Annotated in this window: 14 protein-coding genes; 5 read left to right on the top strand and 9 right to left on the bottom strand. The window is 29.3% G+C overall.

The genetic code is table 11. The features are described 5' to 3' along the window. Positions 1-6 precede the first annotated feature (6 nt). Positions 7-789, top strand: coding sequence for a tRNA (adenine-N1)-methyltransferase (locus tag CALAG_RS07530; RefSeq protein WP_015233135.1), 783 nt, complete (start codon positions 7-9; stop codon positions 787-789). On the opposite strand, the gene CALAG_RS07535 is transcribed toward CALAG_RS07530, so the two are convergent. Next, positions 786-1,301 carry a hypothetical protein gene (locus CALAG_RS07535; protein WP_015233136.1) on the bottom strand — a complete coding sequence of 172 codons (516 nt, stop codon included), beginning with the start codon at positions 1,299-1,301 and terminating at the stop codon, positions 786-788. The two genes, CALAG_RS07530 and CALAG_RS07535, sit on opposite strands and share 4 nt — an antisense overlap. A 144-nt stretch (positions 1,302-1,445) precedes the next feature. Between CALAG_RS07535 and CALAG_RS07540 the strand changes: the two genes are divergently transcribed. Further along, a complete protein-coding gene (locus CALAG_RS07540; RefSeq protein WP_015233137.1) occupies positions 1,446-3,029 on the top strand; it encodes an AMP-binding protein in 1,584 nt (527 codons plus the stop codon). Here the strand turns inward: CALAG_RS07540 and CALAG_RS07545 are convergent, their stop codons facing one another. From CALAG_RS07545 to CALAG_RS07555, 3 genes are all read right to left on the bottom strand, one after another. After that, a complete protein-coding gene (locus tag CALAG_RS07545; RefSeq protein WP_015233138.1) occupies positions 3,030-3,566 on the bottom strand; it encodes a class I SAM-dependent methyltransferase in 537 nt (178 codons plus the stop codon). Between the two features lie 50 nt (positions 3,567-3,616). Continuing rightward, positions 3,617-4,096: a flavin reductase family protein gene (locus CALAG_RS07550; protein ID WP_245529243.1), complete on the bottom strand. Its 480-nt coding sequence runs from the start codon at positions 4,094-4,096 to the stop codon at positions 3,617-3,619. A gap of 79 nt (positions 4,097-4,175) precedes the next feature. Continuing rightward, entirely contained in the window at positions 4,176-6,662 is a 2,487-nt protein-coding gene (locus CALAG_RS07555) for a tRNA(Met) cytidine acetyltransferase TmcA (protein WP_015233140.1), read from the bottom strand. A 154-nt stretch (positions 6,663-6,816) separates the two neighbouring features. Here CALAG_RS07555 and ppsA point away from each other — a divergent pair, with 154 nt between their 5' ends. After that, complete coding sequence (gene ppsA, locus CALAG_RS07560) at positions 6,817-9,210, top strand: pyruvate, water dikinase (protein ID WP_015233141.1); 2,394 nt, start codon at positions 6,817-6,819, stop codon at positions 9,208-9,210. Here the strand turns inward: ppsA and CALAG_RS07565 are convergent. From CALAG_RS07565 to CALAG_RS07585, 5 genes are all read right to left on the bottom strand, one after another. After that, complete coding sequence (locus CALAG_RS07565; RefSeq protein ID WP_015233142.1) at positions 9,207-9,695, bottom strand: hypothetical protein; 489 nt, start codon at positions 9,693-9,695, stop codon at positions 9,207-9,209. The genes ppsA and CALAG_RS07565 overlap by 4 nt on opposite strands. Before the next feature lie 34 nt (positions 9,696-9,729). Next, positions 9,730-12,651, bottom strand: a complete 2,922-nt coding sequence (locus tag CALAG_RS07570; protein WP_015233143.1) for an alpha-mannosidase — start codon at positions 12,649-12,651, stop codon at positions 9,730-9,732. A gap of 47 nt (positions 12,652-12,698) precedes the next feature. Beyond that, positions 12,699-13,226: a cysteine hydrolase family protein gene (locus CALAG_RS07575; protein ID WP_015233144.1), complete on the bottom strand. Its 528-nt coding sequence runs from the start codon at positions 13,224-13,226 to the stop codon at positions 12,699-12,701. Between the two features lie 64 nt (positions 13,227-13,290). Beyond that, positions 13,291-14,595, bottom strand: a complete 1,305-nt coding sequence (gene hisS, locus CALAG_RS07580; RefSeq protein ID WP_015233145.1) for a histidine--tRNA ligase — start codon at positions 14,593-14,595, stop codon at positions 13,291-13,293. 19 nt (positions 14,596-14,614) lie between these two features. Further along, positions 14,615-14,944: a hypothetical protein gene (locus CALAG_RS07585; RefSeq protein ID WP_015233146.1), complete on the bottom strand. Its 330-nt coding sequence runs from the start codon at positions 14,942-14,944 to the stop codon at positions 14,615-14,617. Between the two features lie 100 nt (positions 14,945-15,044). Between CALAG_RS07585 and aspS the strand changes: the two genes are divergently transcribed. Further along, positions 15,045-16,370, top strand: a complete 1,326-nt coding sequence (gene aspS, locus CALAG_RS07590) for an aspartate--tRNA(Asn) ligase (RefSeq protein WP_015233147.1) — start codon at positions 15,045-15,047, stop codon at positions 16,368-16,370. A gap of 10 nt (positions 16,371-16,380) precedes the next feature. Then, complete coding sequence (locus CALAG_RS07595; protein WP_048816844.1) at positions 16,381-17,313, top strand: TerC family protein; 933 nt, start codon at positions 16,381-16,383, stop codon at positions 17,311-17,313. Position 17,314 lies beyond the last annotated feature (1 nt).

The raw sequence follows: 17,314 nt of genomic DNA on the forward strand, positions 1-17,314 counted from the left end.
TAATAATTGCCTATTTCAGAAGGCCAAAACGTCTTAGTTATTGCTGATAATAATTTAGGTAAGAGAAAATTGTATTTATTTAAAGTTAGTTCAAAACAATCATATTCAACTTTTTTAGGTAATATTCAGGGAAAGGATATTTTGGATAGAAATTTTGGAGAATCAATTCAATTAGGTAAGGGAAGGATTTATTTAATAGAGCCAAATCTTTATGATATAATAATGTATGAATTGAAAAGAAAAAGTCAAGTTATATATCCTAAAGACTCTGGTTACATAGTTTCAATATCAGGTATAAGAAATGGTATGAAAGTATTAGAAGCCGGCATAGGAAGTGGTTTCTTAACTATAGAAATATCAAGGCATATTTGTCCTAATGGTAAATTATACGCATATGAAATTAGACAAGATATGATAGAAATAGCTAAAAAGAATTTGGAAAAAACAAATTTCACTAATTGTGTTATAATAAATAACCAAGATGTAAGAGAAGGAGTTAATGAAAAAGATTTTGATGCAGCATTTTTAGATATGGCTGATCCATGGAATGCTTTAAATAAAATACATGATTCATTGAAAATTAGTTCTCCAGTTATAGTTTTTGTTCCAACAGTTAATCAGATAGAGAAATTGCTTTCTAATGTAGATATTAATAAATATGTTATACAAGAAATTTCTGAATTAATAAAAAGGGAATGGGAACCTAGAAAGGAAGCAATAAGGCCTACTATAAGAGCTATTGGTCATACTGGCTTTATTATTTTGTTGCGTACATTAAAAGCCATTTAATCTTCTTTATTCTCTTCTTCTCCTTCATTTTTATTTTGTGCTTTGTATATTTGATAAGCAACCTCAGCAGTGTATTTTAAAGCTGCTTTTGCTTTAAGTATTTCTATTGTTGTAGTTAAATTTTCAAACCTAATCTCTGCAATGCTAGCATCAGGTCTTTCTTTTATAACTAGCTTTGCTTGCTCTTGTTCTTGCAAGCCATTTTTAATTTGAGTAGTCCTTAATTCTCCTTCAACCGTTTCTAAATACTCCTTAAGTTCTTGGGGCAAAGGAATAGGTATATCTGGTACAAGCCTAACATAGCTTTCTCCTCTATAAATTTTTCCTAGCCTTCTTCTACCTAGTTTAACTTCTTCACCTTTTTCATTTAAGTTTTGTCTTGATGAATCCTCTATATAGCTTAAAAGAGTTTCTAGCATTTTCATTTCATCTTTTAGTTCATCAATCCTTTTTCTTAGCCATTCAATCAATTCTTCTTTTGATATTGCTTTTTCAGTAGTTTGATCACTCAATGGTATCCCTATTTAATATTGGTCAAGGTGATTTAATTAGGTAGAACACACAGTATTACGGATTTTATTCATAAAATCTTTATATATTAAAATTTAAACTTCATTAGTAATTAATATTTATGAGTCATTTTTAGGGGGTAGGAATTGAATAAAGATATATTTGATATAAGAAAATTTGGAAACAAATTAAGTGATATCAAGCAAAACTTTCAATGGCCTGATGATTTTAATCTTCCTAAAACAATTGACTCAAATGAAGGTGTAGCAATAATAGAAGGGGATAAAGTTTTTTCATATCAATACTTAAAAGAGAAAAGTAATGGAATTGCAAAGTTTCTTGATGATTTAAACATTAAGAAGGAAGAAGTTGTTGGGGGTATAATGCAGCAAAGCTTTAATTTAATTTCATCTATTTTAGGAACGTATAAAAAAGGTGCTATTTTCATGTCTATTTCTACATTATTAGGAATTGATTCTATTAAACTAAGATTGGAAAAAACAAATACAAAAGTGATTTTTTCTGATTCAAATCAAATAAAAAAATTGAGGGAAGCAAAAAATGATTTAATTATAGTTAGCGATGATGGAGGAGATTATGATATAAATGAAATCAAAAGAGTTTCTAACTATGATTTTAAAATAGAAAAATCCAAACCCTCCCATTTGTTATTTACATCGGGCTCAACTGGGGAACCTAAAGGGGCATTGTTGCCTCATAGCTGGATTTTAGGTATATTACCATCATTTCAGATTTCCTTAGAATTTCCTTCAAAAGAAAATGATGTATTCATGACTCCAATAGAATGGGCATGGATTGGGGGCTTGGGAAATATGGCTTTACCTTCATTATACCTAGGAATACCATTAGTTGTATATAAAAGAGAAAAGAAATTAGATGTATATGATCTTTTAAGTAAATATGAGAAATATAGGATAACAGGTACTGTTTTGGTACCATCTGCATTAAGAATGATTATGAAAATTGGTAATGAGATAAATAAATACGATTTGAAGATAAGATCAATTTTAACAGGTTCCGAATTGGTAACGAAAGATATATATGATTGGGGAGAAAAGCTTGGTATAAGTATAAATAATACTTATGGTCAAACTGAGACTGGTTTAATAACATGTGAAAGTAGCTTAATAATGAATAAAAAAATTAATACAGTTGGAGTTCCATGTCCAGGTCATGATATAATAATCGTTGATGATAATTATAATGTTTTAAGTAATAATGAAGTTGGAGAAATAGCGCTAAGGTTACCAGATCCCGGAGTTATGATAGGTTATTATAAAAGCATTGAAGCAACTCAGAAGAAAATTATTGATAATAAAATTATCTTAACTGGGGATTTAGGATATATAGATTCTGATGGTTATTTGATATTTATAGGCAGGAAGGATGAAATAATAAAGGTTTCTGGGTACAGAATTAATCCCATAGAAATAGAAAATGTAATTAATTCAATTCCATACGTAAAAGAATCTGCAGTTATAGGAATAGAGGATAAAGAAAAAGGGATGAAAATTGTTGCATTTGTTGTTTTAAAAGAAGGGGTTGAGAAAAGCGATAATATAAAGGATGAAATAAAGAGTTATGTAAAAAGTAGATTTGCTCTATATGCATATCCTAGCATAATAGAATTTGTCGATTCATTACCTACAACTACAACTGGTAAAATAAGAAGAAACGAACTTAAACAATGGTTATTAAATAAGAAATGATTAGCTATCTGATTGACCTATTATATATACATAGAGAGTTTTTTGCCACCCTAGTTTATCTCCGATAATTTTTACTGGTTTCCAACCAGGAATTTGAAAGTCTAAGGTTACAACCTTTGTTCCAGGTTTTAGTTCTTGTTTTAATTTAGGTTTCAACGCTTCGTTAACGCTTGTTAGTAAATACATATATACAACAGTTGCATCACTTATTGGAGTTTTGAAGAAATCCCCTTGAATTATTTCCACTCTACCATCTAATTTTTCTTCCCTAATCTTATTAGCAATATCCTTTACAAGTTCTTCTCTCATCTCAACTCCTACAGCTTTTTTTATTGGATATTTCTTGGCTGCTTCTATAATAATTCTTCCATCGCCACAACCTAAATCATAAAGAACATCATTTTCCTTAAGATCCAATGCCTCAAAAACCAAATCAAAAACTTCTTTTCTCGTTGGTACGAAAGGTACCGAAGGACCACCGAACGCCATTGCTATCCACCCTAATTCTTTTTCTGCCTCCTCCAATTCTTTATTCATACTTCCTCCCTTTTACGTATTTCATATATATTTAATTAAAATAAAAATTTTTAACAGTTTTTAACTGTGGTATAATTTCTGTTATAATAAACAAGGGGGCAATCAATATTACTTATTTTCCCATCTAAGATTTTTCCTAAAATTATGCTATGATCTCCCGCATCATATACTTTATATCTTGATAATATTAAATAAGGTCTTTCAATATTTAAAATTGGACCATAATCAGTTTCTTTATAACCAGTTTTTTGCAGCTTTTCTTTAGCATCTATTTTATCAGCCATTATTTTAGATATCTCCTCATCTTTATGATATAACAATGTAATTATAAAGTAGTCAGATTTTGTTAGGACATCATGGTTATGCGATTTTTTATCAATAGCTATCATCATTAATGGAGGATCTAAACTCATGCTAGTAGCACTTGAAACAGTTATTGCAGAATACTCATTATTATATTTTGCTGTAACTACATATACTTGTTGAGCAGATTGTCTCATGAATAGCTTTAATAGATCTTGTTCGTTCAAGCTCTCACCAACATTATTTTGTAATAGATATTTAATAAACATTCAATGATGAATATTTATAACAAAAATTTATAATAAGCTATAATTCTGATGAATCAATACCAGTTTTGTAATTTTCATCAATATTATAGTAATGGTATGATAATTTAGATATTCCCATTTTAACTATTTTTTCAGCCTTGTCTAAAGAAATTCTCATTTCTTTGCTTACTTCTTTCCAGCTTCTCCCTTGCATTACCTTTAATATCAAAGCCTTCTTTTCTATATCATTTAGAAGATCGTTATTTATTGGAAGCGATTTAAAGTAGCTGTTAACTATTTTAAATATAACATCGTTTGTTGTTTCATATGTCATCGTTCCATATAAGTAAGCCCAAAGTCTTTGTTTTTCCATTTCGCTTAGATCAACAGTTTTATATTCTATAGGAATTGAATTTAATAAAGTAACTGCCAAATCAGGTTCCATAATTTTGTATGTATCATATAAGCTATATACAAGCTTGTTTTTGAATACATTTATAATGACATTTTGTATTTTCTTAGCTTTTTCACTTAATGGTTTTAATACTAAAACAGTATATTCTCCGCTAATGGGGTTTCTATCAGGGCTCATATGAATTATTGGAAAGCCGTTCTTTAACCAAAAGTTTGCTAGTTCTAAATTAATTCCAAAACCGCTTCCTATCCAGTCAAGCTTTTTCTCAAGGCCTTCGTTTACAATGTATGATAATAATTTACTACCCAAACCCTTGTTTTGCAATATAGGATGAGTAGCGATTCTAACAATTCTCCATCCTTTTAATGTTCCAAAATCTACGATTCTGTAATGTTTAATAATTCTATCAGGTATTATATTACCCCTGGTTCTGTCTTCAAGCAACAACGATTTACTGAACTCATAGCTTAATCCTCCTTCTTCAGCTATTAATGAAGCTGAAACAACCTTCCCTTTAGATGTTTTTATTGCTCTTATAATATAATGTGGTGCATCAGCTATTAATGCTAAATCATCAGGTTCGTTTCTATAATGTGCTTGAACATATATACCAAATATTTGCCTTAGTAGCCCTTCATCTTTAAAAAACAGATCTTCTGGTTTTACTATTAAATAACTTAAGTTACCATTATTAATATCACTTAAATCATTATCATCTATATCTGCAGGCTCCGCATCCAAAAGCAATACATCAAATAGCCATTTTTCTATAGGATCGTTTTCTGCATACCTAATAGGAGTAATCATTTCTAATAATTTTAGAGAGGTATTTTCATCTTTTTTCAAATAGTTTAAAAACCTAAAACTAAAGCCTCTACCCGCACCTTCATAACCATGTAATGTAGATGCAATCAAAATCTTCTTATGATATTGCCATAGCTTGACAAGTATGGTAACTGGAAGTCCGCTCGCCTCATCTATGGCTAATATATCGCATGGCTCTTCTATTGCATCTTTTGGTTCTAAATAAGATACTGCAAAGTTTTCACCATATATTCCATATATTAAGCCATCTTTGTTTCTATCAACTTTTATTTTCATGTTTTGTTTTTCGAATCCTTTAATTGCTAATTCCATAAGGCTTTGAGTATTTTCTAAGCTTGGAGATGTAACGACAATTTTAACTCTTTTCTTATCTTCAGATAATTTTTTCGCTAGACCTGATATGCTTAAGCCTATTGCACAACTCTTTCCTCTACCTCTATTAGCTGTAACAACAATGACTTTCTTTTTTTCAGAAAAATCCTTTAATGACTCACTCTCTTTGATTACATTCACTTGATCTTGAGTTAAAGCCAATTCGTAAATTTCTTTTGGAAAAATTATATCATTTGGAATTTCTATTTTAACTTCCTTAGGCATTTCATATGAAAATTCAGGTTGATTAATTAATTTATCATTGTCAGCATCGTAAACAAACATGTTTTCTTTATGATCTATTATTTTTTTCTTAAACCATGTTATAAAAATATTTCTTGGCTTATCATAATTAGGCACGATAAGATTTCTTTTAAATAACGTTACTTTATTATCCCATTTATCCCAGGATGGAGTTTGTAAAATTAATAAGCCTCCTTTTTCTATAAGTCCTGATATGATACCAATATAATTTGGCCTTAAGTCTTCTAATAAATCTATTACAGCACCTTGAAATGTTTGGCCTAGAAGCTTTCTTGAATCTTCTATTCTATAAATTGATAATTTTGATTTACCTCCTCTTTCCTTTATTAGCTTTTTCGCTATCTCTTTTTTTAGTTTAGATGCATCACTACTATCATAAAATACGTATAAGAAATTTATATTTTTCAAAATCTGTTCTTCTCTTAACACGTTTTCATAGAATAAAATTAATTTGGAAGTTAATATGCCTATTTTTTCTTGGTCTTCTCCGCTCAATACTATCATAATTCTTTTCTTAGTTTTTATTGCTAAGTTTATTGATTTTTTTAATAGTCTAGTTAATCGTAAGAAATTAACTGGTGTTTCGAAATTAGGTTCATATGTTAATTCTTCTGCCTTTTTCTTTATTATTTCTTTTGTTTCTTGCTTTTCTATTATTTCTTCATCCATTTTCTTTCCTCCATTAAATATAGTCAAAATCAAATAATAAACTCTAACTGATTTTCTTTATAACATGTCTCATTTTGTAATTTATCAATTAATATAAAAATGATAGCAAAAGATTTTAAAACGTCTCCTTTCACTTTCTGAAATATGGTGCAGTGTGGTGGAAGAAGTTCCTTATGCTATATGGCTAGATCAAATAAAAGAGGCTAATATTGGTTTATTGGGAGGCAAGGCAAAAGGATTAGTAGAATTAATAAAAAACAATTTCCCTGTTCCACCAGGATTTGTTATAACAGCAGAAACATATAATTATTTTGTTAAAAAAACTGGATTAAAAGAATACCTTAATGATGTAATAATGAAAATAAAATCATTGAAACCTTCTGAATTGGAAAGAATAAGCAATGAAATATCAAAGAAATTTGAAACTGAACCTATGCCTGATGAGATAAAAGACTTGATAGAACAATATTATATAAACTTAGGGAAGAGGCTAGGTATAGAAAATCCTAGGGTTGCCGTAAGGAGTAGTGCAACACTAGAAGATATTTCAAATGCAAGCTTTGCTGGTATTCAAGATACATATCTTAATGTACAAGGGATTGAAGATCTAATTAAATATATAAAAATGGTTTGGGCAAGTATATGGACTTCAAGAGCATTAGTTTATAGGGAAAGCTTGGGTATGGATCATAGCAGTGTTTCCATAGCTGTTATTGTACAAAAAATGGTTAATAGCAAAAGCTCCGGGGTTATGTTTACAGTTCATCCAGCAACTGGTGAATCTAATAAAATAGTTATTGAATCATCATGGGGATTGGGAGAATTAATAGTAGGGGGCATAGTAACGCCTGATAGTTTTGTATTAGACAAGGATACATTAAATATAATTGAAAGGAGAATTTCTATAAAGAAAATAGGAAGATTTTATGATCCTATTAAGAAAGCTAATGTGGATATTGAATTATTAGATAATCCAGAAAATTATCCAAATGGTCCTTTATATGACTTGCTTAAAATGTTTGGCATATCATCTGAATCCCCTTCATTGAGCGATAATGAAATAAAATATTTAGCAGAAATTGGTAAAAAAGCAGAGGCAGCATTTAATCATGCTTTAGATATGGAATGGGCAGTTGATATGGATCTAAGTTTTCCATACAATGTATTAATATTACAAGCAAGATTTGAAACAGTTTGGTCAAGAAAAAATGAAATGAAAGAAAATAAAGAAGGGGATATCATAACGAGAGGTTTACCTGCAAGTCCTGGAGTTGCAAGTGGTTATGCAAAGGTAGTAAAGACAGTTAATGAAGCAGCAGAAAAAATGAAGGAAGGAGATGTATTGATAACAAAAATGACAGATCCTGATTGGGTACCTTATATGAAAATTGCCTCCGCAATTATCACAGATGAAGGTGGTATGACTGCACATGCTGCAATTGTTGCAAGAGAATTAGGAAAACCCGCTGTAGTTGGTACTGGAAATGCAACTAATGTAATAAAAGATTCTATGCCAATTACAGTTGATGGAAGTAGAGGAGTTGTAACTTATGGCATAACACATAAGGAAGAAACTAAAAAGGAAAGTGAAAAAATAAGCCTTGAATTTTTAGCCGATCTTTACCCAGTTACTGGAACAAAAATATACATGAACCTAGGAGAGCCCGATGAAATAGATAGGTATGTAAATCTACCATTTGATGGAATAGGATTAATGAGGGTAGAATTTATAATATCAAGTAAAATAGGGTATCATCCATTGTATTTAATAGATCAAGGTAAACCGGAAATATTTGTTGATGGACTAGCTGATGGTATAGCAAAGGTAGCAGCTGCTATATCACCAAGGCCTTTAGTTGTTAGATTTAGTGATTTTAAGACTAATGAATACAGCAGATTAAAAGGAGGAGATAAATATGAACCATCTGATGAAAGAAATCCAATGATAGGTTGGAGAGGGGTTTCAAGATATATACAAAAACCATACGAACCAGCATTTAGACTTGAAGTAAGAGCAATTAAAAAAGTAAGGGAAGAAATGGGACTGAAAAATGTATATGTCATGTTTCCATTTGTTAGGACAACATGGGAATTAGAAAGGGCTATGAAGATTATGGAAGAAGAAGGATTAAGAAGAGGTAAGGATTTCAAAGTATGGATTATGGTTGAGGTACCTAGCACAGTTATTTTGGCGGAAGAGTTTGCTAAAATGGTCGATGGATTTAGTGTTGGAAGCAATGATTTAACTCAACTTACATTGGGTGTAGATAGAGATAGTTCATTATTAGCTAAAATGGGATATTTTGATGAGAGGGATCCAGCAGTTCTAAAATCAATAGGCATGCTGATAGATGCCGCTCATAAATATAATGCAACAGTAAGCATTTGTGGTCAAGCGCCTAGTGTTTATCCTGAAATTGTTGAGAATTTAGTTAGAAAAGGTATCGATTCAATAAGTGTTAATCCTGATGCAGTAATTAGAGTTAGAAGGCATGTGGCAAGCGTTGAAAGAAGGATTTTGGTTGAGAATAGTATTAAAAAGTCCTAAACATCAACATAACTTTCTTCTTCAGGTATAAAAGACCCAGTTTTTTCTAGTATATCAAATACCTCATTTATTTCTTTTTCATCACCATTAACAAATAATATACCTATTTCATTTTCTTCCATAACATTTCCTAAATAAAGATATGCAGATGTTGTTAATGTGCCTTTTCTTGAATAGAAAATTAATAAATTATAAGATGATCTATCAAGAATATTCCATACCATCTCAATATCTTTCATTGTCTCAACTGCTTTTATTCTATATTTTGGAGGATATGCTATTATAAAAGATTTAGAATTCTTTAGTGTTACTTTAATTATTTCTTTTTCAATATTTAATATTTCAGGATTTCTTTCTTTTAATATGTTAACAATATTCTTTATTTCTTCTTTTACCATATTATAATCATATTTGTTTTTCTCCTTATTTGCTTCTTGAATTAAATTATTATGAAGATCTTCTATCCCTATTACTTCAATAGACATTTTTACACCATCTTTTTAACTCCTAATAACATTTTTACACCTTTTTCAAAATAAAGGTTTTTATTTCATAAGGGTTGAAACATGTTTTAAAATTATTATAATTATCTTCTGTTTCTATTAGATTTGTTTCTCCTATAATAAGGAATCCATTTAGTCTTAATTCAGGGCAAACATTTTTTCCATAGCTTTCCCATAATCTTAATATTATTTTATCATTATCTCCTTTTTTCAATGCACCAAACATTATAAGGCTAGGATCAATTTCCATAAAACTCTTATTATTAGACCTACCTTTTAAGTATATTATGGGATTATTTATTTCCATTGCAATTTTTGGTATTAATGCATCTCTCCAAGTATTTTTATGAGGTACAACCCAATATGTTATATTTTGTTTACCTCTATCTAATTTTGGATTTGGAAATAAAGGTGATCTAATTAATGATAGACCCAATTTGTTCTTGCTTACATTATATCCTTGTCTCCCAACGTTTATAATTGAGATTCCATAATCTGGATCATAAAGATCTGTCCATTTCCACATTGGAACCTCATATTTAGCTCTTTCCCAACTATTACTAGGCATAGTTGGTCTATCTATAACTCCATATGGAATTTCAGCATTATTATATTGACCCATAATATTTCCTTCAAATATTGCCTTGATAATCTTTAAGTTTTCATTCCAATCAATTTCATGGTTTATTTCTATATAATTTTTACCTTTGTATATGCATATCCTTGTTTTTATGAAAGAAGAATCGTAATTATTTTCAAAGGTCATACAACTCTTAAGTAATCCTTTTTCCGTTAAAATCAGTTTATTTAATGGTATATGATCACATATTCTATTATAGCTTTCATCAATATCCCAACCATCAAACTTTTTTGGCATGTCCTCGCATATAGTTAAATAAATATCATTAATTGCAAGCCTTTTATTTCCTTTATCATAAATTTTAATTTTATTATCTTCTTCTTTTATTATAAAGTATTCATTTTCTATGAACTTATCATCTGATATTTCTGTATTTACTTGGGTTGAACAATTACCTATTTCATAAGAGTTATAACCTGATGGATTTACTTTAATTTCGGTTAAATATTTGTTGTTATATTTTTGACAAACTTTTCCTTTTAATGGGTAATCAGTTTCTACTATTTCATTTCTTTCCCATGGTAAATAATTGAAGAAAGTAATATATTTTTCATCATCTACTAATAATTCTTTAAGCATTGAAATTAAAATTTCTTTAATTTCGTTTTTCATTTTATTAAGTTCATTAACTATGCTATTATATACTGCATTGGTAACAGTTGCAGATATAGCATCATGAAACTCAAATTCTAATAGTTTTAACCAATAATTTTCTATATTTATCTCTTTATTTAATAGTATGCTCCACGTCTCAAGCTGAATTAAATTCATTTCGTTCTCTCTTATAAGTTGTTTTAATTCTATTCCATTTGTATAAACTCCTCTATGTGTTTCTAAATAAAGTTCTCCATTCCATATTGGCAACAAATCAATAGAATTTTTTATTAAGTTTATATGTGTCTCCGGTGATACTAATACCAATTTGGGTAATCCTGGGAAGTTTCTATATGTTTCAAATCTTTTAAGCATAAGCCATGTTGGCCCACCACCACCATCACCATGGCCAAATACTAGAAATGCTGGTAAATCCTTGATCTTATGATCATTCCATGCATTCACTAGTTGGTTAGGAGACAAGTCACTACCATATGTTGGGTAATTAATTGATAGCAAATCAGTTGAATCAATACCTCTCCAAATAAACACGGAATAAGGAAATTTATTTATGGTATTCCAATATAGCTTATGTGTATAAAACCCTATTATGCCAGATTTTTTCATAATTTGAGGTAACTGGGCTGAAAATCCAAATGAATCTGGTAGCCAACCAATATTTGATATCTTATTAAATTCTTTTAATAGAAACCTTTGTCCATATAAAAATTGTCTAACTAAAGATTCTCCTCCTGGTAAATTTGTATCGCTTTCAACCCACATACCTCCTAACAATATTAACTTATTTTCAGAGACGTATTTTTTAACTTCTTCATAAAGATCAGGATAATAATCTTTAATCCATTTTAAATAAACTACATTTGAAATCCCATATTTTAGATACTCATTATTTTTTATTAATGAAATAACATTTGATATGTTTCTATAAACTTTTTGTTTAGTTACATTAGTATCCCAAAGCCAAGTAAAGTCTATATGAGCATGAGAAATCAAATCCAAAATACCTACTGGTCCAAATTTGTTTCTAAGTCTATCTAAACCCTCTTCTAATATTGCTTCTGCCTTTTTTGTTTCTTCCCTTAATTTATTGTAATCCATATTTGAAGAGCTAATACTTTTTATATTTTCATAATCTTGGAGGCTTATCAAATACCAAGGAGCCTTAATTAATTGTGTTTTTAAAGCTATATCTAACTTTTCCCCACTAATTTTAACTGATTTTATTTGGTCTAGGGAATCGTTTAGGACTTTTAACAATTCAGATGAGATTTCCTTCAATACTTTTGAGGCATCATTAACAAGCTTTGCCTTAATTAAATAGTTAAAAGTTGATGGTTCAAAATATATAAGATATATTTTATTTATGGAAATATTTTTTTCTCCTAATAAGCCTACAAATGATGGACATAGTTTAATTATACCAGGCTTAGTTGCTTTGATCCACTTTCCATCAGTAACTTCTTTATTACCATAAATAGCGTATCTCTCATTATCAATTTCTAATGTACCTTCTCCATCTATATCTATATATAGCCAAGGCACTCCTTTGCTTTCATCTAGAGATAAATTATAGCATAGACAAGATTCGCATTCTTTTTTGTTAATTTCATGATAATCAATTATTGAGTTTGCATATAGATAAAAAAGCTTAACGTCAATTGATGCTGAATCTCTTATTTCCAATTTTTAACCCTTAGTATAAAATAGATATAGGATTTTTATATCCTTATTTAAATTATTTTCTCTAATTCTTCAGAATATACGATGTTTGCATTATAAACCTTTTTATAATATATTTCCCAATTCTTATCGATTCTTGCGGCAACTGCATCTTTTATTACATAAATTTTATATCCTCTAAAGAATGCATCAGCCGCTGTATGTCTAACGCATATATCAGCATCTAATCCAGCTAAAAAAACTGTATCTATCCCATTAGTTCTTAATAAGTAGTCTAAAGGAGTTTGGAAAAATGCGCTGTAAGCATGTTTTTCTAAAACAAAATCATCTTTTTCTGGTTTAATTTCTTCATATACTTTTGCTCCATCAGTTCCCTTCATCGCATGGGGTCCCCATAGGGGTATTTCAAAGTCATTATTGTAATGTGAATCATTTACATAGAATATAGGATATTTTCTTCTCCTAAAAACATCTATTGCCTTTTTTGTGGGCTTCACTGTTGATATTGCTTCTTCAGTTTTTAATGTGCCAGAAATAAAATCGTTTAACATATCTATTATTATTAAAGCGGGCCTCAAGCTCTCACCAATAAAAACAGTTGTTCTCCAAATATATAAAGATTTGTTATAATGAGTTATAATCTTATAAATATTGCTTAATTTTATCTTTAAGTTCGTTTATATTTAAATTAGCTCTTTCGTTTGTTTTTGTATTGTAAATTGTTACAGTATTTGTTTCAATTTCTTTTTTGCCTATAAATATTAGCAGTTTTATATCTAATTTGTTAGCCTTTCTTCTTTGCAATTCTTCTTTACTTCTATTTAGATCTATTCTAACATTATATCCTTCACTTCTCAATATATTTGCTATATGCCATGCATGTTTAAATAAATCCTGACTCATGAATATGACTTGAATTTCTGTAAAAGTTTTCTTATTTAGATTAAACAATCCCAATTCTAATCCTGCATCAATAATTCTTTCAATTCCAATGCTTCCTCCAGTTGCAGGTATTTGCTTACCAGAAAAAATACCTGCTAGGTTATCATATCTTCCTCCTCCAGATACGCTTCCAATCTTAGGCTCTTTCAATACCACTTCATAAATAGGTCCTGTATAATAATCCAATCCTCTAACAAGACTTAAATCTATTATAATATCATTTTTGTTGTTTATTAGATCTAGCATTTCTTTTAAATGATTATATGCATCATTTACCAATTTGTTTCTTCCATATTTAGAATACAAGTTTTCAAGTATTTCTTCAGGTTTACCACTTAGGCTTATTACTTCAATTATTTTATTTACAATCTCTTCATTGTTTATTTGTTCTAGTAATTCTTTTTTTACATTATCTATACCTATTTTATCAAGCTTATCTATTATTCTATATACTGCTAGAGGGGACTTTATATTGAGTTCCTGCTCAAATATTCCAGATAAAAGCCTCCTATCATTTAATCTTAAGCTAAAACCAGATTCAAATCCTAAGGATTTTATTGAATCAACAATAAGATTAATCATTTCCGCATCTGCTTCTGGATATGGTGATCCAACTATATCTGCATCACATTGATAAAATTCTCTATATCTTCCTTTTTGGGGCTCTTCATGCCTCCAAACAGGACTTATCTGATATCTTTTGAATGGCATTTGTATTTCTGGATGAGAGGAGACAAATCTTGCTAAAGGTACTGTTAAATCATATCTTAATGCATATTCTCTATCACTCCAAGGATCCTTAAATTTCCATATTAATCTATTTTCCGCCTCTTCCCCATATTTTCCAGCTAAAGTCTCCCAATACTCTACAGCTGGTGTATCTAAAGGATCAAAACCATATCTTTTAAAAACGTTTTCTATTTTTGATATAAGTTCTTTTCTAAGTATCATTACTTCAGGTGGAAAATCTCTGAAACCCCTTGGGGGCCTATACTCTTTTGACATTTTAAATCCCTGTGTATTGTTAAATCTCCAAATAAATTTCTTTATTGGGTATTTGAGCACTTATTTGGCAAATATTTTTAATATTGATGTTATCTTTAATATAAAATAATAGATCTTCAAATGTCCCTTCATTACCTGTAACTTCCCATAAAGGTTTTCTGTTAATTGATTTTAAAAATGTTGATAATTTCTCTTGCAATGTTTCCATATCAATTACTGGTTTATTATCAATTGCTTTTTCACAAATACATAAGGTTATTTTTATATCATGGCCATGAATATCATAGCCCATACTTTTAATTTTCATTGCAACGCTTATATTATCTGATACACAAAGCTTCCAATTCAATTTCTTACCTAATCATAATTTCTAAGGAAAGTTAAATAAATTTTTAGTTTTCCATAAAAAGTTAAAAATTAAGATAAATGATAAAAGTATGGGGAAAATAATGTTAAAAAACAACTTTATACAAGACATATATGATCAGGCCCAGAACTATTTAAATAAAGATATCAAGATTTGTGGATGGGTAAGCAATATTAGAGATTTAGGTGGAGTCAAGTTCGTATTATTAAGGGATAGAACAGGAATATTGCAATTAGTTTTTAAAAAAGGGATAACGCCTGATGAAGAAATAATGAAATCTAAGGATTTAGTAAAAGAATCTGTAATTTGTATAGATGGGGTATTAACAGAAGGAAAATCATCTCTAAAATATGAGGTTCAAGTTAAGAAGCTAAACATATTAAACAAGCCTTATGAACCAATTCCTCTTGATCCTGATACGAGTACAGATGCGCAAATTAATGTGAGGCTAGATTACAGATGGCTAGATGTAAGAAACAGAAAGATATCATCAATTTTTGTCTTTGAATCATGGGTTGCAAAGAATTTCAGGGATTATTTAACAGAAAAAGGTTTTGTAGAAATATTTACTCCAAAAATTGTTTCAACAGGAACTGAAGGAGGAGCAGAAGTATTTCCAGTAATATATTTTGGTAAAGAGGCATATTTGGCACAAAGCCCGCAATTTTACAAGCAATTAGCTGTTATATCAGGTTTAGAAAGGGTATTTGAAATAGGTCCAGTTTTTAGAGCTGAAGCTTCTCATACTGTTAGACATTTGGCCGAATTTCATGGTTTGGATTTTGAAATGGGATATATCAACAATGTTAACGATGTAATGGATACAGTTGAAGGTTTCTTTAGGAGAATGGTAGAAAAATCTAAGAAAGACGAATTAATAAAACAAGTTAGGGAGTTCTTTAGCTTAGACGTATCAATACCAGAAAAAGTGCCAAGGATACCAATTAGGGAGGCTTATAAAATATTGGAAAAATACGATAAGCATTTACCTTACGGAAGTGATTTAGATACAGAATCAGAGAGAATTTTGGGAGAATATGCTAAAAAAGAATATAATAGCGATTTTGTTTTTGTTACAGAATATCCATGGAAGGTAAGACCATTTTATACGATGAGAAAAGAAGATGATGATCAATGGACTTACGGTTTTGATCTATTATTTAGAGGTCTGGAGGTAGCAACAGGAAGCCAAAGAGAACATAGATATGATATGCTTATTAAAAATTTGAAAGATAAAGGATTAGATGATAAGAAATTCAAGTTTTACTTAGACTTCTTCAAAGATGGTACTCCTCCGCATGGAGGTGTTGGTTTAGGATTGGAAAGAATTGTAAAACAATTCTTAAATCTTGATAATGTTAGAGAAGCAAGATTTTTACCAAGGGATACTGAAAGAATAACACCATAATGTGATTTAAATGTTATTATGGATTTTTTTGATAACATTGATTTTATTTGGGATAAGTATAGAGTTTCTATTTAAGAAAAATTTTAAGTATATAATTTTAATTTGGATAGCCTTATCTTTAGTTTATTTTATGGTATTGTTTATCAGAACTGATTTTTATGAGTCTTACCTATTTCTTACATCTTATTTATTGGAGATATCGTTAAGCCTCGATAACATCTTAGTATTCTTATTGATCTTTACACAGTTTTCCATATCTTTTGAGCATCAAGAAAAATTGGTTGCTATTGGGAGTTATTCAGCAATTGTTTTAAGGTTTTTGTTTGTTTATGCCGGAATAGAACTTTTAAATGTATTTGAATTAGGAACCATAATTTTATCATTGCTTGTTTTATTTAGCGCTTTTGAATTAGCTAGAGAAGAATTTAATAATGAAAAAGAGAAAGAGGAATCAAATATCATAAAATTTTTTAAAAAATATTTAAAAACAGATTTTTCTAATAATGAATTTTCGTTTTTTGTTAAGAAAAATGGAAAAATTGTTCCAACAAAATATCTTCTTGTTATATTTGTTATTGAAATTTCAGATATAATATTTGCATTTGATTCTATACCGGCTATAATACTTATAACAAAAAATGAATTGATTGCTTATTCATCAACGATTTTTGGGACATTAATTATAAGATCATTATATTTCAATGTTAATAGATCTCTCTCATCAATTAAACATATAGAAGGATTTCTTGCTATTGGATTAGGGTATATAGGAATTAGTTCTCTAATAAACAGCATAAATAAATTCATAAAAACTGTTTATATACCAGAATATATTTCAGTTATCGTTGTTGTGTTAATTATAGCTTTTGGTTTATTATATTCTTTTTTGAATAATAGGATGAGAACAAGTAAACAGACCCCATCACAAGGACCTGGTGATTAAG

The organism is Caldisphaera lagunensis DSM 15908 (genome assembly GCF_000317795.1).
Taxonomy (GTDB): Archaea; Thermoproteota; Thermoprotei_A; order Sulfolobales; family Acidilobaceae; genus Caldisphaera; species Caldisphaera lagunensis.